This is a genomic window from Bradyrhizobium sp. ISRA436 (genome assembly GCF_029910015.1).
GTDB lineage: Bacteria > Pseudomonadota > Alphaproteobacteria > Rhizobiales > Xanthobacteraceae > Bradyrhizobium.
This window is the reverse complement of record NZ_CP094519.1, coordinates 4602613-4626920: the sequence shown is the minus strand read 5'-3', so window position 1 is coordinate 4626920 and position 24308 is coordinate 4602613. Positions and strand designations below refer to the sequence as shown.

The 24308-nt window shown below is 61.6% G+C and carries 19 protein-coding genes and 2 pseudogenes; 15 read left to right on the top strand and 6 right to left on the bottom strand.

Features of this window, described 5'->3' with window-relative positions; all coding sequences use genetic code 11:
- Window positions 1–97: 97 nt before the first annotated feature.
- The gene (locus MTX23_RS21915) at window positions 98–589 is read right to left on the bottom strand and encodes an A24 family peptidase (protein ID WP_280972265.1); all 492 of its coding nucleotides are present in this window, start codon (window positions 587–589) and stop codon (window positions 98–100) included.
- Window positions 590–874: 285 nt separating this feature from the next.
- Between MTX23_RS21915 and MTX23_RS21910 the strand changes: the two genes are divergently transcribed.
- From MTX23_RS21910 to MTX23_RS21890, 5 genes are all read left to right on the top strand, one after another.
- Window positions 875–1657, top strand: coding sequence for an EfeM/EfeO family lipoprotein (locus MTX23_RS21910; RefSeq protein WP_280972264.1), 783 nt, complete (start codon window positions 875–877; stop codon window positions 1655–1657).
- Window positions 1654–2964: a cytochrome c peroxidase gene (locus MTX23_RS21905; RefSeq protein WP_280972263.1), complete on the top strand. Its 1311-nt coding sequence runs from the start codon at window positions 1654–1656 to the stop codon at window positions 2962–2964. The genes MTX23_RS21910 and MTX23_RS21905 overlap by 4 nt, the downstream gene beginning before the upstream one ends.
- 320 nt (window positions 2965–3284) lie before the next feature.
- Window positions 3285–5330, top strand: coding sequence for an alkaline phosphatase family protein (locus MTX23_RS21900; RefSeq protein WP_280972262.1), 2046 nt, complete (start codon window positions 3285–3287; stop codon window positions 5328–5330).
- Between the two features lie 95 nt (window positions 5331–5425).
- The gene (locus MTX23_RS21895) at window positions 5426–6184 is read left to right on the top strand and encodes a hypothetical protein (RefSeq protein ID WP_280972261.1); all 759 of its coding nucleotides are present in this window, start codon (window positions 5426–5428) and stop codon (window positions 6182–6184) included.
- Between the two features lie 35 nt (window positions 6185–6219).
- A complete protein-coding gene (locus tag MTX23_RS21890) occupies window positions 6220–7596 on the top strand; it encodes a cytochrome c peroxidase (RefSeq protein WP_280972260.1) in 1377 nt (458 codons plus the stop codon).
- Between the two features lie 217 nt (window positions 7597–7813).
- Here the strand turns inward: MTX23_RS21890 and MTX23_RS21885 are convergent, their stop codons facing one another.
- Window positions 7814–9649 (bottom strand): alkaline phosphatase family protein, encoded by a 1836-nt coding sequence (locus MTX23_RS21885; RefSeq protein WP_280972259.1) that lies wholly within the window; start codon window positions 9647–9649, stop codon window positions 7814–7816.
- Window positions 9650–9939: 290 nt separating this feature from the next.
- A complete protein-coding gene (locus MTX23_RS21880; RefSeq protein WP_280972258.1) occupies window positions 9940–10368 on the bottom strand; it encodes a hypothetical protein in 429 nt (142 codons plus the stop codon).
- Window positions 10369–11182: 814 nt separating this feature from the next.
- Here MTX23_RS21880 and MTX23_RS21875 point away from each other — a divergent pair.
- Window positions 11183–12481 carry a c-type cytochrome gene (locus tag MTX23_RS21875; protein ID WP_280978145.1) on the top strand — a complete coding sequence of 433 codons (1299 nt, stop codon included), beginning with the start codon at window positions 11183–11185 and terminating at the stop codon, window positions 12479–12481.
- A 281-nt stretch (window positions 12482–12762) separates the two neighbouring features.
- Here the strand turns inward: MTX23_RS21875 and MTX23_RS21870 are convergent, their stop codons facing one another.
- The 3 genes and pseudogenes from MTX23_RS21870 to MTX23_RS21860 all read right to left on the bottom strand — a co-directional run bounded on the left by MTX23_RS21870 (window position 12763) and on the right by MTX23_RS21860 (window position 15947).
- Complete coding sequence (locus MTX23_RS21870) at window positions 12763–13068, bottom strand: hypothetical protein (RefSeq protein WP_280972257.1); 306 nt, start codon at window positions 13066–13068, stop codon at window positions 12763–12765.
- A 72-nt stretch (window positions 13069–13140) separates the two neighbouring features.
- Window positions 13141–13856: pseudogene (locus tag MTX23_RS21865) on the bottom strand (IS5 family transposase).
- A gap of 117 nt (window positions 13857–13973) precedes the next feature.
- Entirely contained in the window at window positions 13974–15947 is a 1974-nt protein-coding gene (locus MTX23_RS21860; RefSeq protein WP_280978144.1) for a 4Fe-4S binding protein, read from the bottom strand.
- Between the two features lie 221 nt (window positions 15948–16168).
- On the opposite strand from MTX23_RS21860, the gene MTX23_RS21855 reads away from it, so the two are divergent.
- From MTX23_RS21855 to fdh3B, 9 genes and pseudogenes are all read left to right on the top strand, one after another.
- A complete protein-coding gene (locus tag MTX23_RS21855) occupies window positions 16169–16855 on the top strand; it encodes a biotin/lipoate--protein ligase family protein (RefSeq protein WP_280972256.1) in 687 nt (228 codons plus the stop codon).
- A complete protein-coding gene (locus MTX23_RS21850; protein ID WP_280972255.1) occupies window positions 16852–17379 on the top strand; it encodes a DUF6505 family protein in 528 nt (175 codons plus the stop codon). Before MTX23_RS21855 ends, MTX23_RS21850 begins: the two co-directional genes overlap by 4 nt.
- 8 nt (window positions 17380–17387) lie before the next feature.
- Window positions 17388–18392: a DUF6352 family protein gene (locus MTX23_RS21845; RefSeq protein ID WP_280972254.1), complete on the top strand. Its 1005-nt coding sequence runs from the start codon at window positions 17388–17390 to the stop codon at window positions 18390–18392.
- The gene (locus MTX23_RS21840; RefSeq protein ID WP_280972253.1) at window positions 18389–18904 is read left to right on the top strand and encodes a DUF3305 domain-containing protein; all 516 of its coding nucleotides are present in this window, start codon (window positions 18389–18391) and stop codon (window positions 18902–18904) included. Before MTX23_RS21845 ends, MTX23_RS21840 begins: the two co-directional genes overlap by 4 nt.
- The gene (locus MTX23_RS21835) at window positions 18901–19557 is read left to right on the top strand and encodes a DUF3306 domain-containing protein (protein WP_280972252.1); all 657 of its coding nucleotides are present in this window, start codon (window positions 18901–18903) and stop codon (window positions 19555–19557) included. Before MTX23_RS21840 ends, MTX23_RS21835 begins: the two co-directional genes overlap by 4 nt.
- Before the next feature lie 139 nt (window positions 19558–19696).
- Complete coding sequence (locus MTX23_RS21830; RefSeq protein WP_280972251.1) at window positions 19697–20476, top strand: molecular chaperone TorD family protein; 780 nt, start codon at window positions 19697–19699, stop codon at window positions 20474–20476.
- A gap of 9 nt (window positions 20477–20485) precedes the next feature.
- Window positions 20486–20639 (top strand): annotated as a pseudogene (locus MTX23_RS36405) (hypothetical protein); the annotation flags it as partial.
- Window positions 20640–20725: 86 nt separating this feature from the next.
- Window positions 20726–23674 (top strand): formate dehydrogenase subunit alpha, encoded by a 2949-nt coding sequence (locus MTX23_RS21820; protein ID WP_280972249.1) that lies wholly within the window; start codon window positions 20726–20728, stop codon window positions 23672–23674.
- Window positions 23675–23686: 12 nt separating this feature from the next.
- The gene (fdh3B, locus tag MTX23_RS21815; RefSeq protein ID WP_280972248.1) at window positions 23687–24283 is read left to right on the top strand and encodes a formate dehydrogenase FDH3 subunit beta; all 597 of its coding nucleotides are present in this window, start codon (window positions 23687–23689) and stop codon (window positions 24281–24283) included.
- Window positions 24284–24308: the final 25 nt, after the last annotated feature.

The window sequence follows — 24308 nt, the reverse complement described above, 5'->3', positions numbered from 1 at the left end:
CTTGGCATTGCGCACGATTTTGGCTCGGCGCGGGACGACCGGGCGAGGGGAATTGGCGCAAGCGGCTTGGTCGCAACTGGAGACAGCCAATAAGACGCTAGATTAAGCCGAGCCATTGCTGGGCGACCACGGCTGACAGCAAGCCGAGCGCAAGGAAAGGACCGAACGGCAGCGAGGTCCGCCGCGTCAGGTTTTGTCCGGCCATTTGCGCGCCACCGACCGCGATCAACGCCAAGAGCGCAGCAATCAGGATCAGTATGGGAATGCCTGTGAGGCCGACCCATAACGTAGCCGCGGCGAGAAACTTGACGTCTCCAAGCCCCAGTCCCTGAACTTTCCTCACGGTGAAATAGAGCCGACGAAATAGCCAGAAGATGAGTCCGACGATCATCGCCTCCGCGGCGGCCTCAACGCCGGCCACGGCGCCGCTGGCAACAACGGTCCGCGCCAGACCAAGGCCGCCCACTGCAAGGTTAAGGGCGTCTGGAATGATGCCTCGGCGAAGATCGATCAGGGCGAGGCTGCCACACAGCAGGCACAGCGCAGCGAAGAATTCTGTAAGCAGAGGTGGTGCGGTATCGGCCGTCATATCGTTCGCTGAAGTACATGGAACTCGGCGCGCCGATCAACGATATCCGGCGTCATCGCGAGAGTATGAAGTTTGCTTGAAGAAATTATTTTGTCGTCGATGCGCGTGCGCGCTTCGCCGTGAAGCGTAAGCAAGGATTTGCGTCGCTGCAATGCTTCTTCATTCGCGGAGAAGTCGTGAACCAAGGCGATACCGTCACAAAACAGCATAACAAGCCGACAATATTGCTGCGATCGTTGGACGCAGCGTCGCGAACGACTGCACTCCGCGTGCTGGAGGGGATCAATGAAGAAAGGCGTGGTGCTGTGCCTTGTTGCGTTCGCTATTGCGAACGGCGTCGGTCAGGCAAGCGCCACTCCGCTTGACGACGCGGCGGAGCGCTATCGCCCCTACATGATCGAGGGCATCGGGTCGGCGCTGGCGGGCATCAAGGAGCTGCGCGAGCGTGTCGCCGCGAAGGATCTGGCAGGAGCGAAAAGAGCCTGGCTCGCGGCCCGCGCCGGTTGGGAGCGTTCGGAGGTCTTCACTGCCGGTTTTGTACCCGAGCTTGATACGCTGATTGACGCCTGGCCCAACGCCGACAGCGGATTCCACGCTATCGAGGCAAGATTGTTCGGTTCCGGCGAGATCAGTGTCGAGCGCGATGCCGATGCACTGATCGAGCATCTCAGCGAGCTCAAGAGCAAGCTGCCGACCATGCGATTGACACCGCAGGGCTTGCTCGACGGCACCTTGCGACTTGCCTACGAGGTGGGCGAGAGCAAGGCGGATGGCGGCGAATCCCGGATTAGCGGGACCTCGCTCGACGACATGCGCAACAATGTCGGCGGCATCGACTTTGCATACCGAACCATCTTTGCTGATGCGCTCACGACGGCCGACGCGCGGCTCGCCAGGCAAGTGACGGAGCGCATTGAACAGCTCAAGACCATCGTCGCGGCATCTGATCTGCCGCATGTCGATGTTCGGGCGCTGCGGCGCGCCAGCGAAGAGTTGGTGGTCTCGCTGCAGGCCGCGTCGCTCAAGCTGGGACTGCAGCGGCCGACGTTGGAGGCTCAATCGCGATGAGGTTGCATCGTCTGGGCACCGTCGCGGCTGCGGTCGGCCTTGTTACCGTCCTGCATCAACGGGTTTTGGCCTTTCCGGTCGACGGCGACCAGACCGTATTGCCTGTCAACACCGAGCTGAACGAGGACGCGCTGGATCGACCGCGCGAGGTGTTTCGCTCCGAGATATCTGGCGGCAAGTCGTATCTGGTCAATCTTGGCAATCTGGCGTTCAGCTCGCCGTCGATCCTCGGTGACGTCGCGCGGCAGGCCAGCATCAGCTGCGGCACCTGTCACGTCAACGGCGCCGGCAACGCCCGGTTCTTTATGCCGAAGATGTCGACGCGGCCGGGCAATTTCGACACAAGCGGACCACTGTTCAATCCGAAGGCCGACAATGGCTTGCTGGACCCGGTGCGAATCCCGAGCCTGCGCGGTGCGCGCTATCTCGCGCCCTACGGCGCCGACGGCCGCACGGCTTCGCTGCATGATTTCGTGCGCAACGTCATTGTCAGCGAATTTGCTGGTCCCGAGCCGACGCCGGTGATCGTCGACGCCATTGTGGCCTATCTCCAGGATATCGATTTCCTGCCCAATCCGAGCCTCGGGCCTGGAGGACGTTTGGTCGGGAAGATCAGCGAGTCGGAGCGGCGCGGCGAAGCGTTGTTTTCGAAGCCGTTTCCGCATGATCCCAGCATGAGCTGCGCCGGGTGTCATGTTCCCTCGGGGTCCTTCGTCGATCACAAGCAGCATGACGTGGGATCGGGCGGCCTGTTCAAGACGCCGACGCTACGCAACGCCGATTTCAACGCGCCATATTTTCATGACGGTCGCTTCGATAGTTACGATCAGGTGGTGACTCATTTTGATACGGTGTTCGCACTCGGTCTGACCGCGCAGGATCGCAAGGATCTGGTAGCGTATCTCACCGCCGTGGGCGACGGCACACAGCCTTACGAGCATGAAGGCGCCGGCGCTTCGCTGAAGGAGATCAACGACTTCGCGACGGTGTTGGGGACCGCAATTCCCTCAGGCGACAAGCAGGTCGTTGGATTGGCCGTCGAGACGATCGGCGGCGAGCTGCGTGAGTTGACGGAGCAATATCCCGACCGGAAGAACACGAGCGTCTCAGGCGGTGATCGGGAGCGCGTGAACGCGCGCGCGGCGCTCAAGGAGGTCGTACTGCTGCTACGGCGGATCCAGATCGCGGTCGACGACGGGAGAATATTGGCTGGCGCCGAACAATGGTCGCTCTTCAATCCGGCCGTGCATGACCAGCACTACATGGCCCTTCGTCGTGTTCTTCAATCAAGGCACGTGGCGCGGTAGTGTTGTCCGACAAGCGTGCCGCCCTCCATTTGCGCCGGCGGACCGGCGGCGACCTGAAGCACTTGAATCGATGATCCCGTAGCTCACATGAATGAGCTGTGCAGTCGTGCCGCGACTTTGCAGACGCTTCCGTGTGAGCGCGAGGTTGCATCGTCGAAGAGTACACTGCGTCTACTGAATTCATTGCGTGTGATGGACGCGTAGAGAAAAGAGCGGGGATCATCTTGTTCTTCGTGCGTCGTTTCATCGCAGCGATATGCGTGCGTCATGTTGATGCACTAATGACCGGCGGCGCTAAACAACAACCGTTTGGAGTCGGCATGGCTTTCAACTTCGAAGATCACTGGCGTACGACCACGGCGCTCTGCATTGCTTCGATGATCGTGGTGACCACGGCAGTTTACGCAGCAAATGTCGGCGGCCGCAGCGATTGGGACACGCGCTCGCATGCGCATCACCAAAATGCCAACACCGAAGAGCACAACTGGTCCAACAGGGACCATGATCCGGCGAGCAGGGTGAAGACGGTGTCGCCGATCAAGCACGTCATTGTCCTGATCGGTGAGAACCGCGGCTTCGATCACACGTTCGGCGTGTACAAGCCGAAGGGCAGGGGTGAGACGATCTCGAACCTGTTGTCGAAGGGTATCGTCAACGAGGACGGTTCGCCCGGCCCAAACTTCGCCAAGGCGCAGCAGTTTTCGGCTGCGGCCCAGTCGTCCTACTATGTCGGTGCTCCGGCGATCGCGAAGACGCCCTATAGTCCGACCAATGTGATGCCGCAGCCGAACACCAACGGTGCTCCGCAGGCGCAGAGCGACACGGGCGCTCCGTTCAAGACGGTCGCGGAAGCGAGCGTCGAGAAGGATATGGATCCGAGCGACCTCGACATCCTGACGACCGGTGCCACCGGTTTGCCGAAGGGGGTCCTCGATACCCGCGTTCCCGGCGCCGGCAGCCTCGCCGGACCGTTCCTGCTGCAGGGTACGAATATCACCGACGACGACTACACCGGTGACACGACCCACCGCTTCTACCAGGACTGGCAGCAGGAGGATTGCAGCGCGGGCAACGCGTCGAAGAGCAACAACTCGGGCTGCTTGAACGACCTGTTCCCTTTCGTCATGGCGACCTATTCGGCGAGCAACAAGAGCCAGGGCAATGAGATGGGCTTCTACAACGCCGAGCAGGGGCAAGCCCCGATCCTGAAGATGCTGGCGGACCGCTTCACCCTGGGTGACAACTTCCACCAGTCGTTCCATGGAGGCACCGGTGCGAACCACTTCATGCTCGGGACTGGTGATGCGGGCTTCTGGAGCGACGGCAACGGCAACCCGACCACGCCGCCGGCGAAGCTGATTGCGAATCCGAATCCGGCCGCGGGCACTGTCAACAAGTACGCGGTCGACGGTAATTTCAGCAATTGCGGCGATTTCAGCCAGCCGGGCGTCAAGCCGATCGTCAGCTACCTCGAGGCGCTGCCCTATGCGGCGGAGCCGAACTGCAAGCCGAACCACTACTACATGCTCAACAATACCAGCCCCGGCTATCTGCCGAACGGCGCGCTCTCGGGTGGCAACAGCCTGCCGCCATCGTCGGTCAGAACCATCGGCGATGCGTTGATTGAGAAGAAGATTTCGTGGGCCTACTATGGCGGCGCATATAATGACGCCGTGGTGCTCTCGAATGAAGCGGTCGCCAAGAATGCGACCAGCCCGGACCTGAACGGTGCTGCGCTTGCCGATCCGGCTCACGCGCTCGGCGTTGCCTACTGCCAGATCTGCAATCCCTTCCAGTACGCGACCTCGATCATGGCTGACCCGACGGTCCGGGCGGCGCATATCAAGGACACCGCGGATCTGGTCACGGCGATCCAGAACGACGAGCTGCCCTCGGTGGCGTTCGGCAAGCCGGACGGCCTGCTCGACGGCCATCCGCAGAGCTCGAAGGTCGATCTGTTCGAAGCCTATGTCGCCAACATCCTCGGTGCGCTCGAAGCCAATCCGAAGCTGAAGGCGGAGACGGCGGTTTTCATCACCTGGGACGAGGCCGGCGGCTACTGGGATTCCGGCTACATCCAGTCGATCGACTTCTTCGGCGATGGAGCGCGCATGCCGATCCTGATCCTGTCGTCCTATTCAACGGGTGGCAAGGTCTACCACAACTACGGTGACCACGTGTCGTTGCTGAAGTTCATCGAGCGCAACTGGAACCTCAAGCCGCTCACGAACCGCAGCCGCGACAACCTGCCGAACCCGACGTACACGAAGGGTAACCAGTATGTGCCGACCAACAGCCCGGCGCTCGCTGACCTGTTCGATGCGTTCGACTTCGACAAGGCGGTGGATATCTCCTACCTCGAGTGATCGGCAGCAAGATCACGAACTGACTGATTTCCACAACTGGCGCCGACCGGACCGCGCGGTCCGGTCGGCGCCGCTTTTCTCCGGTTGATATGAAGATGATGGAGGGCGTGATCTTGGCCTGTCTATATCGAGCGGTGCGATCCGGAGTCGTGGCGTTTGGCACGGCTGTTGCGAGCAGCCCGGTCGCCGCACAGGCGCAACAATTCTCGGCCGATATTGTCGTGCAGCGTGGTGCCGAGTCGTCGCCGGCGGGGCGACTGCACGTTCTCGGCAGCAAGCTCAGGATAGAGACGCCGGAGTTTGCGGACGGCTTCTTTCTGGTCGACGTGGCAAAGCCGGAGGCCTATTTCGTTCGGCCCGCCGCACGGATCTATATGGATGCCCGGCAGTCGAGCCAGCTCACCCGGTTGCTGGTACCACTCGATCCGGATGACCCTTGCCGGCAATGGCAGGTGATGGCGCATATCGCCGGACTGGGAGAGGGCGGCGATTGGCGCTGCGAGCGGACAGGGGAGGAGATGGTCCAGGGCCGCGACACAACCGTGTTTCGCGCTGCCTCCGCAGCCGGGCCGGCGTTCTTCGGCTGGATCGACCGCGAGCGGAGGCTTCCGCTACGGATCGAGAGTGAGGACGGGACGGTCGTTTCGCTTGAGAATATCAAGGATGAACCGCGGTCCGCCGCATCCTTTGAGCTGCCGCCGGGTGTTCGGAAGTTCAGCCCGGAAGCGCTGATCGAACATATCAAGCAGAGTGATGTCTGGGTTGCAAGCCGCGGCCCTGACACGACCGCCGCGCGATCGGTCCCGTCACAAATCGGCAAAGGAAGTCGACAATATTTATTTGCGAACGTGTGACAAGCGCGTCTCGCGTCGCTGGAGAATTTCCCGAAATGGCAAAGAAAGGCGTTTGGGCGTTCGCGATGCTCGGTTGTGTCGTGCTTGCAGCCGATCGGCTCGCGGCATTTCCGCTCGATGGGCGGCAGACATTGCTGCCAGTCACCACCGAGCTCAACGAGGATGCGCTGATCAAGCCACGCGAAGCATTTCACAGCGAGCTCCATCGCGGCCATAAATCCTATCTGGTCAATCTCGGCGATCTTGCCTTCAACTCGCCGAGTGTCTTGGGCGGGGTGGCGCGGCAGGCCGGCATGAGTTGCGGGACCTGCCATGTGAACGGTGCTGCCAACCCGAAATTCTACATGCCAAAAATGTCCGGCCATCCCGGCACCTTTGACACCACCGGGCCGCTGTTCAATCCAAAGGCCGACAATCTGGTGTTCGACCCCGTTCGTATCCCAAGTCTCCGTGGTGCACGTTTTCTCAGCCCCTATGGCCATGACGGCCGCATCGCCTCGCTGCGCGATTTCGTCCACAATGTGATCGTCAACGAGTTTGCCGGCCCCGAGCCGTCGCCGACGCTTCTTGACGCCATTGTTGCCTACATCCAGGACATCGATTTCCTGGCCAATCCGAATCTCGGTCCCGGCGGACGACTCGGACCCCTCGCGATGGACAGCGAGCAACGCGGAGAGGCGTTGTTCTTCAAGTCGTTTCCGCACAACCCGCAACTCAGTTGCGCCGGTTGTCACGTTCCCTCGGCGGCATTCGTCGATCACCAGCAGCATGACATCGGTTCCGGTGGCCTGTTCAAGACGCCGACGTTGCTGAACGCAAATTACAACCGGCCTTATTTCCATGACGGCCGTTTCGACAGCTATGACCAGGTGGTCGACTTCTTCAACCGCAGCTTCGACCTCGGCCTGTCGGACGCAGAACGGCAGGATCTCGTGGTCTACCTGCAGGCTGTTGGCGCCGGCATGTCGCCCAACGAATACGAAGGCTATGTCGCGACGACGAAGGAGCTCAACGATTTCGCGAGTGTGTTGGGCACCGCGATAGCGAACCACGACAGGGACGTGATTGCGCTTGCGGTCGACACGATCGGTGCCGAGCTGCGTGATCTGACCGCGCAATATCCCGATCGCAAGGACACCAGTTTGCCGCCAGATGGGCTGAACGAGCGCATGCTGGTGCGTCAGGCGCTCAAGGAGCAGGTTCTCACCCTGCGACGCATCGACATGGCTGCCGCCGACGGACGCTTCGACGATGGGGCCGCGGACTACAACCTCTATCGCGGCAAGATGAAGATCGAGGTTCCGACGCTGCTCTACAATGCCGAGCAGTGGTCGCTGTTCAACCCGAAAGTCCATGACGCGCATTATGCGGCACTGAGACAGGCGCTCGAGCCTCACCAGAAGCCACAGTGATGGGATTGGACAGTTTCCCCTCAAGGCGAGTGAGGCGAGGGGACAAGGACCGTTTGCGGCTCGCGCACACTAAGCACCTCAAGCGGAAATCTGGAGCTCGGCGCTGTCTGGAATCGAGGGCCGAAGAGCGCGAGCAAGCCCCGTTCTCAAAACAATATGTCCCCGGCTTGATGCCGGGGACATGTTCGTGGACGCACCGCGATCGAGTCTCGAGCCCTCAGTGCCCGAGATACGCCACGGTGCCGTCGTTCGGGTTGAGGATCAGCTTGCGGGGATGATCCTCGTCGCGATGGTCAAAGTCGAACATGTTGTCGAGCGGACCTGCGATGGTATCGAACGATCCGCCGGGCTGGATGCGTTCGCGGTTGAGCCAGTTGTCCTCGATGAAGCGCAGCACCGAGGATTGATCCGTCAGCGTATGATCGACGTAGTTGCGCTTGGCAAAGGGCGAGATCACGAGCAGCGGCTGGCGGGTGCCGTAGCCGCAGCGGCCCCAGGCGGGCTGGCCGAAATTGCCGTTGAACGGCTGGCTCGGAGCCTGGCGGCCCTGTTGGGAGCCATTGCTGGTGTTGCAGACGCCGGGGCCGTTGAGCGTATCGACGGTCGGGTTCGCCGAAGTGTTCACGATCGGAGGCATCTGGTGATCATACCAACCATCGGAGTCGTCGTAGGCGATGATGATGGCAGTATCTTCCCATTCCCCGCCCTGCTGCACGGCGTTGACGACGCTGACGATGAAATTCTGCTCGTCGAGCGGATCGGAATAGCCGGCATGACCGTCCTGGTAGGCCGGAGCCTTCAGGAAGCTGACCGAGGGCAGGTTGTGGGCCTTGAGCGCAGCAAAGAAATCATTGCTGTCATACTGGTGATTGGCCGGCTCCGGTGTCTTGGTTCCCGGAATGAAGCTGTGGCCGATGGCTTCGACCGAACTCGGCCGGGTATGTTGCGGATTCCGGGTCGAGGCGTAGTACTGGAACCAGGCGTGGTGCGGGATGTAGTCTACAGACGTGAACGCGGCCGTGCCGGGTGCGACCGGATCGGTCTCGCGCTGGCAGCCGGTGGTCTTGTTGGCGTTGACGACGGAGAGGTCGAAGCCGCCCATGAACGCGCCCCAGGTGATGCCCTTGTCGTTGAGCAGGTCGCCGATATTGCGGCCGCCCAGCGTCACCTGGTCTCCGGTCGGATTGGAGCAGACGTCGCCAATCGGATCGGCGTCGCCGATCAGGGTGAGGTTGCTCGTCGTGTGGCTGGCATCGCCGAAGGCCTCATGGGTGGGGTGGAGCAACGTGCCCGAACCATTGATAACATTCATCGTTGCTGAGAGGCCGTTGGTCTGGCCCGCAATGAGATTCAGCGCACCCGGCGTCGAGGGTCCGAATTGTGACGAGTAGCTGTTGTCGTTCATCGCGAAGTGCTGGGCGTAATTCCACAACGCTGTGACCGTGTTGCCATCATAGTAGCCCATCACCAGCGCCTTGGTGCCGATGCCGGCCGGCGGCGGGCCCGCGGTGCCGGTAAAGGCCGGGAAGCCGTCCATGTGGCCGTTGTTGTAGGCGCTTTCTTCGGGCGCTTCATTGTGACCCTGGTCGGCCGTGAGCGCCTGTCCCGGCGCGAGGCGGAACGGGTTGGAGGCGCCGGCGCCGTTCTGGACGTTTTTGTTGGGGGCGACCGGAGCGCTCGCATTGCTGTTGGGATTCTGAGCGAGCAGATCGACGCCCTTGAGCGCCGAAAAGCCATGATTGACGTCAAGCGGCGTCTTCAAGCTGTTGGCCACCGGCGTGGAAGGCTTTGCATGGAAAGGCGTTTCGCCCTGGCGGTTCTCGGCGTTCGGGTACGTACCGAAATAGTGGTCAAAGGAAACATTTTCCTGAAAGATCACGACGAGGTGCTTGATCGGCGTCGTCGTATGCACGTGATGGTGGCCGCCATGGTCGTGGTCGCGGCTGAAATTTGAGCTGTCAGACCGGCCGTGGTCGTCTTCGGCAACTGCGCCCGCGCCCATCAGCGTCAGCGCGAGAACAGGGACCAGTCCGAGCGTTTTGGACAAGTGCATTGGAGGTTTCTCCCTGTGGGTCTTCAAAGACAAAGCGAGGGGGATTTCTGCGGCGATTTGCCCCAGTGCGCAGACTGTTTCAGAGCCCGGCTACAGCAGGACGAAAAAAATATGACACGCCATTGAATGCTGGCGCGCTGTTGCCGAGCGGCTCTGGCTCCGCTCCGCGAATGGAGGCGCGCAATCGCAGCGGCGGCGCGTCTGATCGACCAACACTAATGCCCTGGGAGAGAATGATTGCGTTGACCAGATCAAACGTTCGCTATTTGGCTGGTGTTTCCCAAAGCGGCCTAGGAGAGTGGCTGCGTCTCGGGGAATACATCAACGATCTTGTTGGTCATCCCGTTCACGATCAGCACCTGATCCTTCATTTTGACGTACATGTAGTCACGCAGCTCCGGCAGTTGCGAGAGAACCGGCGTTGGCAGCGATTGGGCCCTAATTCCTTTCGGGATCTTTGCACCAACAGCTGGGGTAAAGCTCTTGGCTGACTTGGTGGTCGCTAGTCGAAATTGGACCTCGTTGTGTTCAGTAAGTACCGCCTTGCGAATTTGCTCGCGCTGCGTGTTTGTGAGGTTGAGTTTCGGTAGCGATGGATTCTGCGACACTTTCGTGCCGTTGCTCAGTTCAACGGCACCTTGGACATTCGATTGCGCGAGCGAGACGGCGCAGCCGCCCAGTATGATCGCGAGCGCGGCTAGTACGGTTGAAGCCCTCATGGCCTTTCATCCTTCTCCGATACCCCTCCATTAGGAAAGCAACGAACGGATTGTTCCTCCGTTCTGGCCTACACCTTCGGAGGGGCTGTCTCTTCGGAACGTTGTTGATTACGGCGTGCGCCGCGGTAGGCGGATCTTGCTCTCGGGGCGAAGTCGACTTTGATGCAAGTTCCAGGTCGGGAACCCGACAAGCGCTTTGGCGCAGGAATTCCAATGGCTGTGAGGCAGTTCACACCCTGCCTTGGACTTTGACGATCGGTCGTTGGTCTTTCCGAGGGAATTGAAGCGCCAGGCAGAAGGCCGCGCAGCGAACCTTCAGCCGGAGCTCGCAAATGGATCTGCGCTTGAAGAATGCCGAGCGCCGCCTTACGGGCTCAAAAGGGCAGCCTGGACGGGGTGGTCGCCCCCCACGAGACCAAGCCGTTCCAGTTCAATTCGATGAGCGTCTACTTCCAGAATGGCGAGGAGGAGCGCCAGCACGACCGTGGCATAGATGAGGGTGGGCGACGCTCTACCGCGCGCGTCGGAATGGTGTGGCGGTATCGCATCGCGAAGTGATCGCCACCGGGAGATGAAATGCAGATACGCCTTCAGCCGTATTTGCATGACGTCGTCCTCGACGTATCAGATGAACGATAGGCTCAGGCTATGGCCGGTTCAAGTTAACAACAGCCGTTGCGGCATTGAGTAGCGGGGCCACTTTTGTCCTGCGATGCAACATGAACCGAACGACGGCTTCAATCGTTGACGAGACCGAGCGAGTGAACATCCCGAACAATCGCAGGTGATATACTTGATCATCTGTAAACTGCAGATGCATTGGGTCCCACGTTTTAGCACCGGTCTCTGCATCGTTGCCGCTCTGCTGGCGATCCATTCAGCGCCCGCGCATGCGCAATTGACAGGTCACGGCGGACCTGTGAGGGCGATTGCGATTTCCAGGGACGGCGCCAGTGTCCTGTCGGGCAGCTTCGACACCGCTGCCATCCGATGGTCGCTTAAGACCGAAGCCGCGGAGCAGGTGCTTCGTTTTCACGCCGGCGCGGTGAACGCAGTCGCGTTCCTGGCGGATGGTAGAATGGCGACCGCGGGAGCGGACGCGAAGGTCGCGATCTGGACGGCCGGCCGGCAGCAGCCGGATCAGGTTTACGAGGGGCATGCCGCGCCGATCGTTTCCCTTGCCGTCTCGCCGGACGGTGAAAGACTAGCTTCCGCCTCTTGGGATCATACGGTTCGCATCTGGTCGCTCCACAGTGGCGCCCAGCAGGTGCTGGAAGGTCATGCGCAGAACGTCAACGGTGTCGCGTTCACGCCGGATGGCCGATCGTTGGTCAGCGTAGGTTATGATCGTGAGCTGAGGATATGGCCACTGGCCGGGGGTACCCCAAGCGTTATCAAACTGGCCTCACCGCTTAACGCCCTGGCAGTCGCGCCCGACGGTGAGATCGTGGCCGCCGGTGCCGACGGCAAGCTGCGCTTTCTGAGGACGGATGGCCGGAAAAATGGTGAGGTGCAGGCTGCCCAGGCGCCGATTGTCGCGCTGGCGATCTCTCCGGATGGCACGCTGATCGCTGCTTCGGGAATCAGCGGCATCGTGACGATCATCGACCGAAAGGCGCGCAGCATCGCGCGAACGCTGGACGATCCGGGTTCGCCGGTATGGTCGGTCGCTTTCCTGCCGGACAACGCAACATTGCTGACCGGCGGCGCCGACGGCAAGATCCGGCGCTGGAACGCGCGAACTGGCGATGCCATCGGCTCATCGTTGCAAGCCACGTCGCGTGATCCGCTTGCAGCCTTTACCGGAGATCGTGGCGCCGAGGTGTTCAGGGCGTGCGTTGCGTGTCACACTTTGTCGGCGAAGGACGCGCAGCGTGCTGGCCCCACACTTGCGGGCTTGTACGGCCGCAGGATTGCGTCGCTGCCTGGCTATCGCTTCTCCGAGGCCCTGAAAGGGATGAACATCGTGTGGACGCCGGAGACGGTGTCAAAACTGTTCGAGCTAGGTCCAAACACCTATACGCCGGGCACCAAGATGCCGGAGCAACGAATTGGATCGGCGGAGGATCGCAAGGCGCTCACCGATTTTCTGGGGCGGGCAACATCGAAATGAAGGGACCGGTCATCGGCCGCGCGAAACAAAGAAACCCTTGCGCGTGGGGGCTTGCACCCGGCTCTAAAGACAGCGCGATGAATTTTGGTCGAGCCGGTTTTAGCCACGCGTTCGGTTTACCTCTCCCCAGCAGGGAGAGGTCGATTTGCGCAGCAAATCGGGTGAGGAGCCGCGGCGCTAACGAGAGACCGTAATCCCTCACCCGGCGCTGCGCGCCGACCTCTCCCAAGGGAGAGGTGAAGCACCGCCGCCGCTCCAGCTCAACCTAATCTCATCATGCGCTAGAAGCCGGGCCATCGCTCGACTGGAAGATCGGTCAAATCTGGATGCTCTTTGAGCATGGTCGTAACGTCTACTGTGGGATGGGCCTTCATGGCCTCGGTGACGCAAGTGTTGACGTATTTTCGGCGCGAGAGCCACTTGATCTTCTTGCCTTTCGCTTCTGCCTTACAGGCCACAATCGCCCGCTTGAGGGCGACTTTGTCAGCCTTGGAGGGGTTCGCAGCGTCAGCGGGGCAGGGCATTACGGCGACGACGCCAATGAATAGCGCAGCAATGAAGGACGTCAGTTTGATGAATCGAGACATAACGTGCTCCCGCGGTTTGTTACCCTGCGAATAGCTGCTCTCGTGAGTCCGCGTCCTAGGCAGTGTGGACACTTATCGCATCCATAGGACGATGGCAGCGAGAGTGACGACGGCTCGGTAATTTCGGGCGGTTTTTTCGAAGCGGGTAGCGACGCGACGGAACTGCTTGAGTTTGGAGAAGCAGCATTCCACGAGATGGCGCTGGGCATAGAGATGCTTGTCGAGCGGATATTTGAGCGCGCGTGACGGGTTGTTGGGGATGACGGCGAGCGCGTTTTTGGCGGCGATGTGTTTGCGCAAATGATCGGCGTCATAGGCCGTGTCGGCGATGACGACCTCGGCAGGCAGTCCCTCGATTAACGCAGCGGCTTGCGGTGCATCGCCCTTCTGGCCTGCGGTGAGCGTGAACCGGACAGGACATCCCAAGCCGCGAACGGCCATATGGATCTTCGTGCTCAGGCCGCCGCGCGAGCGGCCAAGCGCCTGATCTTCAGGCCCCCTTTTTTCGCGCCGGCGGCGTGCTGATGCGCCCGGACGATGGTGGAATCGACGATCAGGTATTCGAAGTCCGGATCATCGGACATCGCCTCGAAGATCCGCCACCAAACACCCTTGGCGCTCCATCGGCTGAAGCGCCGGAACACACTGTTCCAGTCCCCGAACACCTCCGGAAGATCACGCCAGGGAGAGCCCGTGCGCACGATCCAAAGCACACCTTCCACGAACATCCGGTTGTCTCGCCCGGTCGAGCCCTTCTGGTCGGGCCGGCCGATGATCAGCGGCGCCATGCGCTCCCAGGCCGCGTCGCTCAATACCAAACGATCCATCACACCCAAGACTGCCTCCCCAAAAGCAGACTTGAATCTGATTTGCTCTCAAAAGGGAATCCTTAGAGTCCACACTGCCTAGTCCTTGGTATTCCGTTGGCGCAGATAATCGTCGGTTGTGCGCGGCGGTGCGCGTTCGGGCACGTCGGCAAACGGGTCGAACTGTTGCTCGCTCATGGCGACGACGCGGCAATCCGCGCACATTCTGACAACATCCAGCCGCCTGTCGCCCGCGGGAAACATCCAGTGCCGGCCCTCGAGTTTCGCGGCGACCTTGTCGATCGTGCTCTTCACACCGAACGGCTTGCGGCAGCGTATGCAAAGCGCCGGCTCTTCTTCCTTGATGATCCGTGCCGGAGCACTTGCGGCGCCGAAATCGATCTGCGGTTTCAGCGTAATGACCTTTTCCGGGCACGTGCTCTGGCACAGCCCGCACTGTACGCAGGCGTCTTCGACGAACTTGAGCACAGGACGTTCGGGATCGTCGCGGAGCGCGCCGGTAGGGCAGGCCGAGACACAGGACAAGCAAAGTGTGCATCCGTCCGTATTGACGGCGACTGCGCCAAGCGGCGCGCCTTGGGGCAACGGAATGACGTCGGTCGGCGCAGGCGCAACGCGATGCAGTTCGTGAAGAGCGAAGCGAAGCAACTCGCGCCGCTTGCCCACCGTTTTGAAGGTTGCGGGACGCTCGACTCCCGGCAATGGTTCGATTGCCCGTAACTCTTCCCCCAGAACGTCCGGATCGTCTGTTTCGATCGTCGATACACGCTGCCCGGAAAGTCCGAGCCCGGAAACAATCGCATCGGCCATCGCGACAGTCTGGGAAAGACCGGCTGTGTCGTGGAGCGGTTTTGCCCGCAGAAGAAAGCGGACCCCGACCGCGCCATAGGCAAAGGACGCCACGAGTGCTTCGAGTCCAATCTGCGTCACCTCGTTGACGGCGAACGGCAAGACATTGGCCGGAAGCCCGTCGCCATGCCGGGCGAGGGCATCGATCAGCGCGCTGCCGTGTTGGCCATCATGGAACAGCACAACGGCATTGGCGCCGCCGGCTTCACGGAAGGTCAAGAGCATTGCGCGCAGCTTGTGGAGCAGCGCGTCGGCCGGCGGCAGGGCATAGGTTGCCGCACCCGTCGGACAGGCCGCGGCGCACTGGCCACATCCGGCGCAGATCTCCGCGCTGACCTTGACATGATCGCCATCCGGCGTGATCGCTCCGGTTGGGCAGAGGTCGAGGCAGCGATGACAGCCGGTCAGCCGCGAGCGCGAATGAACGCAGATATCTGCGGTAAAATCGACGTATTTCGGTTTGTCGAAGCTGCCCACAAGGTCGCGCGCGCGGAGCACCGCGCGCAACATCGCAGCCGGATCTCCCGGATCCGCGCGCAGATAGCCGTCGCGCAGGCCATGAGCGGGGAAGAGCGGCATCCCGCCGGAAAGATCGAGCACGATGTCGCATCGCGAGGTCAGACCGTCGCGGGGAGCCTCGAACACGAGCGAATCGCGCGAGGAGGGGCGGGGGGGCGCATAGTCATCTATCGTTGCCTCGAACGCTCCCAAATGGCCCGTTGCGTTGCGGATCGTCCCCTGGACGATCGGAAAGGATGTCGTCGCCGGCGGCATGATCTGCGCCGGCTTTGTGATCATGACTGTAACGTCCAGGTGGTCGGCGAGCAGTTGGCCTGCTTCCACCGCAACATCGTCGCGGCCGTAGATCAGGATCACCCCTTCGCTCGATAAGGTGACAAAAGGCGAAGCAGGCGCAGTGTTGGACGCAGCTGCGAGCAGCGCGGCCATCTTTGGCCCCGCCCTGGTTCCCTCCGTCGACCAGCCGGCCGTTTCGCGAAGGTTGACGAACTCCATTTTCCTCCCGGAGCGCCGTTTCGCCTCGTCGTCAAACAACGGGGCCTCCTGGGTGCAGCCGACGATGAGCGGTCCTTCCGCCTTCGCCGCGTCGCAGAAATGGTCAAGCTCGGCGCGGCAGAGCTGGCGGAATTCAGCGACTTCGCTTTTGCCGCATCCTCGCTTGATAGCGGCCGTATCGAGGCGCATCGTGTCTTCGCACGAGCAGATCAGGATGGTTTTCGGCGGATCCGGCATGCGTACCTTCCGACGAGGCCGAGAACGGGCGAGAGGACTCGCGTCGATCCTCCTGCTCGATTAAGCTATTCTCTCAAGAGAAGAAAAGGAAGCTGGAGGTCCGACTGATACCGACAGCCCCTAGGCGCTCTTCGGTCTCGGAGCCGATCAATCTGCCTCCGCCATTCACGCTGGTGAGGCTGCGCGAGAATCGTGACGCCTTCGCCCATGCCATCGATATCGCAGAAGAAAGCGGGGCAGGGACGCTGACCTATGTAGGACGGTTCGATCTCGCCGAGTTCGCGGTTGTGCTTGAGCCCGGCGAGCCCCTGCGCACCGCGCGCCGCGCCTTCTACGCGGGAATGGTAGCGCTGACCGATGCCCTGCGCGCCTATGCACCGCCGAACAAGGAGATCGCGATCGACTGGCCCGACGCGATCCGGGTCGACGGCGGCCTTGTTGGTGGCGGGCGGCTTGGCTGGCCCTCACGCGCGAGGGAAGACGAGCCGCCGCGCTGGTTGGTGTTCGGCGCCATGATCCGCACGGTTGCGATGACCGATAGGGAAGCCGGCGTGCATCCGCTCGCTCCCGCATTGGACCAGGAGGGCTTCGGCGAGGCAGGCGCGGTTCAGGTGACGGAAAGCTTTGCGCGGCATCTGATGCGCGCTCTCGACGTCTGGCAAACCGACGGATTCGACGGCATCGCACGCGAGTTCCTGAGCCGGCTGGCGCGCGAACGGCAGACCTCTCGTGTGATCGATGACCGCGGCGATCTTCTGGTGCGACGGATCGGGACAAACAGGGCCGATCGGCGCGATTTGAGGAGGGGCTTGCTGCTACCCTCGTGGCTCGATCCGCAACTCGGAGGACCGCGTCTGTGAAGCTCTTGCGCACCATCGCGCTCGATCCATCCGACACTTTCGTATTCGACGTGTCGGCTGAGCCAGGCGATTGGGCGGTGTCAGGCGCGTTCCGATTTTGCGATCGGGATCCCGCGAAGCTAAGTGGCAAGGACCGTTCGGCGTTCCGCAGCGGCTTTCTAGGCGTGCGGTCCTGGGGCTGGTCGACGCTGGTGCAAATCGTCCACGCGACCGAGGAGGAACGCCGGATGTTGGTGGAACTCCTTGCGAGGCAGCTTGTCGAGCGGTTCGGGGCACCGGATCTTGCAACCGCACGCGTTGCCGCGGAAGAGGAGGTCGCCTTTGCGCAATCGCTCTGTACGCATCCCGTCAGTGCGCTGATTGCGGTCCACCGCTCGGCGAGCGATGGCGAGGTCCGCGAGTCATTCCGCAGATTGCAACTGCGTGAGGGCCAACGTCACGGCAGGGCGTTCTCGTTCATGGAAATAGAAGACGATATAGAGCCCGACAACACTCGCAACGTTGCGAAGATGAGTGAGGGGTAGTGGCGCCGATGAAGGATTTCTGGATCGCCTGCGGTCACCACCTGCTCGATCACGATGCGAGTGGCGCACTCGTGGTCACCGATGAGTTCCTGAAGGCCTATTTCGCGCGTCCCGAGCTAATGCCCCCGGAGGCCGCGTGCGCGGTCGAGCGCAGGCTGCACCGAGAGCTGCTTGCTGACCCGCGCCGGGCCGTCGCTGCAGAGGAGGTCGCCGCGATCGCCGATGCGGATGCGCGAGAGAACTGGCAATTCGTGCTGGCATTTCGCAAGCTTTTGCTGCGTGAGCCTACGCTGGAAGCGGCCTATCTTGCATTGGTTCGGTCAGGATCCGTCAACTTGCCACCGCTGTTTGTCAACCACCTTGTTCACGTGATCCTGCGAAATGCGCTTGATGGCTGCGAGGATCCGTTCGTGTTGCGCGCGGCTGAGCTGTTCTTCCGGCCGCAGCGTATCGTGCCGCACGAACACGCGCTGCTGTTGGGCGACGAGGAAGTCATTGGCGGGCCAAGGGCGACGCCGGCGCTGTCGCTGATATCGATGTTGGGGGCAACGAGCGCCGAGGTCGAGGTTTTGAGCGAGGGGAACGCCGACACCTACTGGCGGCGCAGCGATCAGTTCGATCTTGCGCTCGATTTCACCGGCGGGACACGGGGGCCGGCTGCGCTGGCCGACGCCATGAGGCTCTGGATTTCTCATTTGCTTGGAGTTGACGTCGCAATCGAACCGCTCACCGCCGTGTGCGACGCAAGGCTCTCCTGGTATGTTGGCCTTGATGCTGAAGCCACCCGGATAGGCGACCGGCTTTGGCATGGAGGGACGCTGGATGAGCGCACCGCAGGCCGTGTGCTGGCGCTGTTCCAACTTACCTTTCCCAATAGTGGCCTGGTCGTTGATGCCGTCGGGGGCGAGCCGGTCTTTCTGATCCTTGCAATGACCTCCGATCGGCTGGTGCGGATGAAGCCGCAGAATCTGCTGACGGGGCTGCCGATCAGACACCTGGAGGCTGCAACGTGAGTCCCGCCGTCCTTCCAAGCTTGCGCATTCCGGTCGGTGTCGTGGTTGAGCGGCGAAAGGCGGAGTCAGCATGGATCGATTTTGTCTGGCGCGGCACCGGCGTATTGCCGGATGAGCCGGAGATGGCGCCGTGGACTATTCTACGGGAGCAGGAAGGAACGACGCTCTTTTATGCCGGGAGCGCGATGGTCGACCTCTATCGTTCGGAAACTGCGCGCTACCGCTATAACCTTGCAACCGGCGCGCCCAGCATCTGGATCGTATTGACTCCTTCCGAGGGAGCCTGGCCCTACGCTGTTTCGGCCGTCACCGCGGACCCCGCTGAAGGTGAGGCATTCACCGAAGCCGGTGACAACCTGGTCGAAGCGGTGCCGATGCCTGAGGTGCTGCGTGAGGCGATTGAATATTTCATCGCCGAGCACCACGTCGAGACAGAGTTCGTCAAGCGCGAGCGGCGGCGTGCCGATCCGGAGGCCCTTGCGCGACGTCACCCCGAAGGTGGGCACGAATGAGCGACGAGCAATTTCTGACGCGCTGGTCGCGTCGCAAGCAAGAGGCGAAGGCTGGTCACGCTGAACCCGAGGCGGAAGAAGCTTCTCCCGTGCATGGATCAGCGTCGCTCGACCGTGTCGCGTCAGGGCCAATTCCCGTCGAGGCGGAACTTTCGAACTTGCCCCCAATTGAATCGATCGATGCGGCCACCGACATCACGGCCTTCCTGCGCAAAGGCATTCCGCAGGAGGTGAGCCGTGCGGCGCTTCGTCGTGCCTGGAGCACCGATCCCGCCATCCGCGATTTCGTAGGGTTGGCGGAAAACGCCTGGGACTTCAATGACCCGAACGCCATGGCTGGCTTCGGTCCGCTGGACTATTCGGCCGAGCGGGTTGACGGACTGGTTCGCCGCGTCGTCGGCGGGGTGGTAGAGACCGCTGAGAACCTCACCAACCAGCCCGGAGAGGCTGAGGAAGGCACTGGGCGGCCGGCTCGAGAGGAGGTCGGCTCCACGCAATCATCAAACGCGGCGAAGGTGACCACGTGTCCTCAGCCGCAGGGCAAATCCGCAGTAGCAGAGCTGTCGTCGGGTCCTGCTGCATCGCAACCGGCAGCTCCGGGTGAAGAAATGCCTCTTCCGCGTCGCACACATGGCGGAGCGCTGCCCCAGTAGACTGCGACTAAGTGCGATAGCCTGAAGCTATGCTAATTCATTGACCATTTCGCGAAGCGCGTCGTAGTCTTTCCCCGCGCAAACGCAATTGACCCCAAGGATGGGCAAACGCAATTGACCCCAAGGATGGGAGGTCAGAGTGCGCGATGCAGGCCTTGAACGTGCCATCGATGCGGCGGGCGGCGTTGCCCAGCTTGCCCGGAAAATCGGTATTGCGCAGCCCTCGGTGTCGAACTGGAACAGGGTGCCCGCGCAGCGGGTAATTGCGGTCGAAGGCGCAACCGGCATATCGCGCAAGGTGCTTCGCCCGGATCTTTATAGCGAGCCCGTCGTAACGGACGACTCGGTTGATCCGATCGATGCCGATCGCGCGCGGGAATATGCGCTGCTTGCAACCTTACTGTCCTCAGCGCCGCCGGCTGCGTTGCTCGAACAAATCGCACAGCTCAACGGTGATGCGACGCCGCTTGGCCGCGCTCATGCGACCCTTGCAGACGCTGCATCGATTGCGGCCACGTTCGAAGTCGAGCGCGAATATTTCGATCTGTTCGTCGGTCTCGGCCGTGGCGAGCTGCTGCCTTACGCCTCCTATTACCTGACGGGCTTCCTCAACGAACGTCCGCTGTCGCGCCTGCGCGACGATCTTGCCGCGCTCGGCATCGAACGGGTGGAGAACAGTTATGAGCCCGAGGATCACGCGGCGACGCTGTGCGAGGTCATGGCGGGGTTCGCGAGCGGCCGCTTCCGAGCATCGCAGCAAGCAGAGCGCGCCTTCTTCGAGAGGCACCTGTCGTGCTGGATGGGACGCTTGTTCGCCGATATGGAGAAGGCGGAAGGCGCCAGATTCTACCGGTCGGTCGGAACGCTTGGACGCGTCTTTTTGGAAATAGAATCGAAAGCTTTCACGTTCGCCAACTGATCAGCGCCGCTGGTCCGGGAGAGATGCGATGAGAGACAGCAAGAGAACGACCGTCGCTCGCCGCGACTTTCTGCGCAAGCTCGGCATCGGCGCAGCCGGCGCCGGAGCGACGCTGGCGACACCCTTGATGACTTCGGCAGAGGCCGACAGCGAGTCGGACCAAGAGAAACGCAAGCCGCGCTACAAGGAAACAGACCACGTGAAAGCCTACTACCGCGTCAATCGTTACCCTGGTTGAGGGAGGCGGTCGTGCTGATCAGGAGAACACAACAGCGTTCCGAAACTGCTTCACGCGGATCGATCGCGGCGGGCTTGTCCGGGCAAGCTGATCGTCTCGACCGCCGCACCTTCCTGCGCCGATCCGGCCTTGCCGGCGGCGCGCTGGCCGCGTTGGGGATGTTGCCGATCGGCAGCGTCCGCAAGGCGAAGGCGGCGATGGCCGGCCCACTCACCTCGGGAGCGACCGTTCGCAAGAGCATTTGTACGCATTGCGCGGTTGGATGTACCGTGACCGCAGAAGTGCTGAACGGAGTATGGATCGGCCAGGAGCCGAGTTGGGATTCGCCGATCAATCGCGGATCGCATTGTGCGAAGGGCGCCTCGGTGCGTGAGCTCGTGCACAGCGAACGCCGGCTCCGCTATCCGATGAAACTCGTCGATGGACAATGGACGCGCGTCTCCTGGGACACGGCGATCAACGAGATCGGCGACAAGCTGCTCGAAATTCGCGAGAGGTCGGGCCCCGATTCGGTATACTGGCTTGGATCGGCCAAAATGACCAATGAGGGCTCCTATCTCTTTCGCAAACTCGGCGCGTTCTGGGGGACCAACAACACCGACCATCAGGCACGTATCTGCCATTCGACGACTGTCACCGGCGTGGCCAACACCTGGGGCTACGGCGCGATGACCAATAGCTTCAACGACATCCGCAATGCCAAGACCCAGATCATCATGGGCGGCAATCCGGCTGAGGCCCATCCCGTATCGCTGCAGCATCTCCTCGAAGGCAAGGAGATGCAAAAGGCCAACTTTGTCGTCATCGATCCGCGGCTGACGCGTACCGCCGCCCATTCGACCGAATATGTGCGCATGCGGCCGGGCACCGATATTCCTGTGCTCTACGGCATGATGTGGCATGTCATCCAGAACGGGTGGGAGGATAAGGAATTCATCAAGCAGCGCGTCTACGGCTTCGATGATCTCCGTAAGGAAATAGAGAAGTGGAATCCGGAAGAAGTCGAGCGAGTCAGCGGCGTTCCCGGCGAACAGCTCAAGCGAGTCGCCAAGATGCTTGCCACAGAGAGGCCGGCAACCCTGATCTGGGCCATGGGCCAGACGCAGAAGACCGTCGGCACCGCAAACGTGCGGGCGAGCTGCATTGCATTGCTGTTGACCGGCAACGTCGGCAAGGCCGGCACGGGCGCCAATATCTTCCGTGGCCATGACAACGTGCAAGGAGCGACCGACGTCGGGCTCGATGTCGTCACCCTGCCGTTCTATTACGGCCTTGCCGAAGGCGCGTGGAAGCATTGGGCGCGGGTTTGGGAAGTCGACTACGAGTTCCTGAAGTCGCGCTTCGACTCCAAACAAATCATGGAAACCCCCGGCATCCCGCTCACCCGATGGTTCGATGCGGTGATACTGCCGAAAGATCAGGTCGCGCAGAAGGATAATGTGCGGGCGATCTTCGTGCAGGGACACGCCAGCAACAGCATCACGCGCGTTCCGGAATCCCTCCAGGGTCTGAAGGCCCTCGAACTGCTTGTCGTCGCCGATCCGCATCCGACCACCTGGGCATCGCTCTCGGTGGAGGCGGGACGCAGGAATGGCCTCTATCTTCTCCCGGTTGGCACCCAATTCGAGTGCAAGGGGTCGCGAGTCGCCTCGAACCGCTCGCTGCAGTGGGGCGAGCAGATCGTAAAGCCGGTCTTCGAGTCCAAGGATGACCTCGAGGTCATTTACCTGATGGCGAAGAAGTGCGGTTTCGCCGACAAGATGTTCAAGAACATCAAGGTCGAGAACAATCTGCCGGAGGCCGAGGACGTGCTTCGGGAAATGAACCGCGGCAGCTGGTCGACCGGCTATTGTGGACAGTCGCCCGAGCGACTCAAGGCACATATGAAGAACCAGGCTAAGTTCGACATGCTGACCATGCGGGCGCCGAAGGACGATCCGGAAGTCGGTGGCGACTATTACGGCCTACCTTGGCCGTGCTGGGGTTCGCCCGAGGTGCGGCATCCCGGCACGCCGTTGCTCTACAATACCAATCTCAGTGTAATGGACGGCGGCGGCACGTTCCGTCCGCGCTTCGGCATCGAACGCGAGGAGAAGCTTGCCGACGGCACGACGCGGAAGGTAAGTCTGCTTGCAGAGGGATCCTATTCAAAGGACTCGGAGATCCAGGACGGCTATCCGGAATTCACGCTGGCGAGCCTGAAGAAGCTCGGCTGGGATAAGGACCTGACCGAAGCCGAAATGGCCACCATCACCAAGATCAATTCCGCCAATCCGGATGCGGTGTCGTGGTCACTCGACCTGTCCGGCGGCATCCAGCGCGTCGCGCTGAAGCACGGCTGCGTGCCCTACGGCAACGGCAAGGCGCGCATGAATGCGTTCGGCCTGCCCGATCCCATTCCGGTTCACCGCGAGCCGATCTATACGCCGCGCGTCGATCTGGTCGCGAAATATCCGACACTGCCCGATGCCAAGCAGTTCAGGATGCCCAACATCGGCTTTTCCGTGCAAAAGGCCGCGGTGGAGAAGGGGATCGCCAAGCAGTTCCCACTCATCCTGTCCTCGGGTCGTCTCGTCGAGTACGAGGGCGGCGGCGAAGAAACGCGCACCAACCCGTGGCTTGCCGAGTTGCAGCAGGACATGTTCATCGAGATCAATCCCGCCGATGCGGCCGACCGCGGGATCAAGGACGGCGGCTGGGTCTGGGTCACGGGCGCTGAGAACAATTCGCGCGCTAGGATGAAGGCGCTCGTTACCGACCGCGTCGGCAAGGGCGTCGCCTGGATGCCGTTCCATTTCGGCGGCTGGTTTGCGGGCAAGGACCTCCGTGGCAATTATCCGAAAGGCACCGATCCGATCGTGCTCGGCGAAAGCGCGAACACGATCACCACCTACGGATACGATCCGGCGACCGGCATGCAGGAGCCCAAAGTGACGCTCTGCCAAATCGCGGCAGCATAAGGAGCAACGATCATGGCACGTATGAAATTCCTCTGCGACGCCGACCGTTGCATCGAGTGCAATGCCTGCGTCACCGCCTGCAAGAACGAGCACGAGGTTCCTTGGGGGATCAATCGGCGCCGTGTCGTCACCATCAATGACGGCAAACCGGGCGAGCGTTCGATCTCGATGGCCTGCATGCACTGCACCGACGCGCCCTGCGCGGCGGTCTGCCCGGTGAACTGTATCTACACCACCGCCGACGGCGTCGTGCTTCATTCAAAGGATCTGTGCATCGGTTGCGGCTATTGCTTCTACGCTTGTCCGTTCGGAGCGCCGCAATACCCGAAGGTCGGCAATTTCGGCTCGCGCGGCAAGATGGACAAATGCACCTTCTGCGCCGGCGGCCCCGAAGCGGATGGCAGCAAGGAGGAGTACGAGAAATATGGAGCGAACCGTCTCGCCGAGGGCAAGCTGCCGCTTTGCGCCGAGATGTGCTCAACGAAGTCGCTGCTTGCGGGCGACGGCGAGATTATCGCCCAGATTTACAAGGAGCGCGTGATGAAGCGCGGCTACGGCTCCGGTGCCTGGGGCTGGAAGACCGCCTATCGCGAGACGATCGAGTCCTGACGGCGCAACGGTTTGCTGTCGCGTC

Bases quoted from the DNA above. Each gene is read 5' to 3' on its own strand.
- MTX23_RS21915 (WP_280972265.1), bottom strand. From the start codon at position 589: ATGACGGCCGATACCGCACCACCTCTGCTTACAGAATTCTTCGCTGCG.
- MTX23_RS21910 (WP_280972264.1), top strand. From the start codon at position 875: ATGAAGAAAGGCGTGGTGCTGTGCCTTGTTGCGTTCGCTATTGCGAAC.
- MTX23_RS21905 (WP_280972263.1), top strand. From the start codon at position 1,654: ATGAGGTTGCATCGTCTGGGCACCGTCGCGGCTGCGGTCGGCCTTGTT.
- MTX23_RS21900 (WP_280972262.1), top strand. From the start codon at position 3,285: ATGGCTTTCAACTTCGAAGATCACTGGCGTACGACCACGGCGCTCTGC.
- MTX23_RS21895 (WP_280972261.1), top strand. From the start codon at position 5,426: ATGATGGAGGGCGTGATCTTGGCCTGTCTATATCGAGCGGTGCGATCC.
- MTX23_RS21890 (WP_280972260.1), top strand. From the start codon at position 6,220: ATGGCAAAGAAAGGCGTTTGGGCGTTCGCGATGCTCGGTTGTGTCGTG.
- MTX23_RS21885 (WP_280972259.1), bottom strand. From the start codon at position 9,649: ATGCACTTGTCCAAAACGCTCGGACTGGTCCCTGTTCTCGCGCTGACG.
- MTX23_RS21880 (WP_280972258.1), bottom strand. From the start codon at position 10,368: ATGAGGGCTTCAACCGTACTAGCCGCGCTCGCGATCATACTGGGCGGC.
- MTX23_RS21875 (WP_280978145.1), top strand. From the start codon at position 11,183: ATGCATTGGGTCCCACGTTTTAGCACCGGTCTCTGCATCGTTGCCGCT.
- MTX23_RS21870 (WP_280972257.1), bottom strand. From the start codon at position 13,068: ATGTCTCGATTCATCAAACTGACGTCCTTCATTGCTGCGCTATTCATT.
- MTX23_RS21860 (WP_280978144.1), bottom strand. From the start codon at position 15,947: ATGCGCCTCGATACGGCCGCTATCAAGCGAGGATGCGGCAAAAGCGAA.
- MTX23_RS21845 (WP_280972254.1), top strand. From the start codon at position 17,388: ATGAAGGATTTCTGGATCGCCTGCGGTCACCACCTGCTCGATCACGAT.
- MTX23_RS21835 (WP_280972252.1), top strand. From the start codon at position 18,901: ATGAGCGACGAGCAATTTCTGACGCGCTGGTCGCGTCGCAAGCAAGAG.
- fdh3B (WP_280972248.1), top strand. From the start codon at position 23,687: ATGGCACGTATGAAATTCCTCTGCGACGCCGACCGTTGCATCGAGTGC.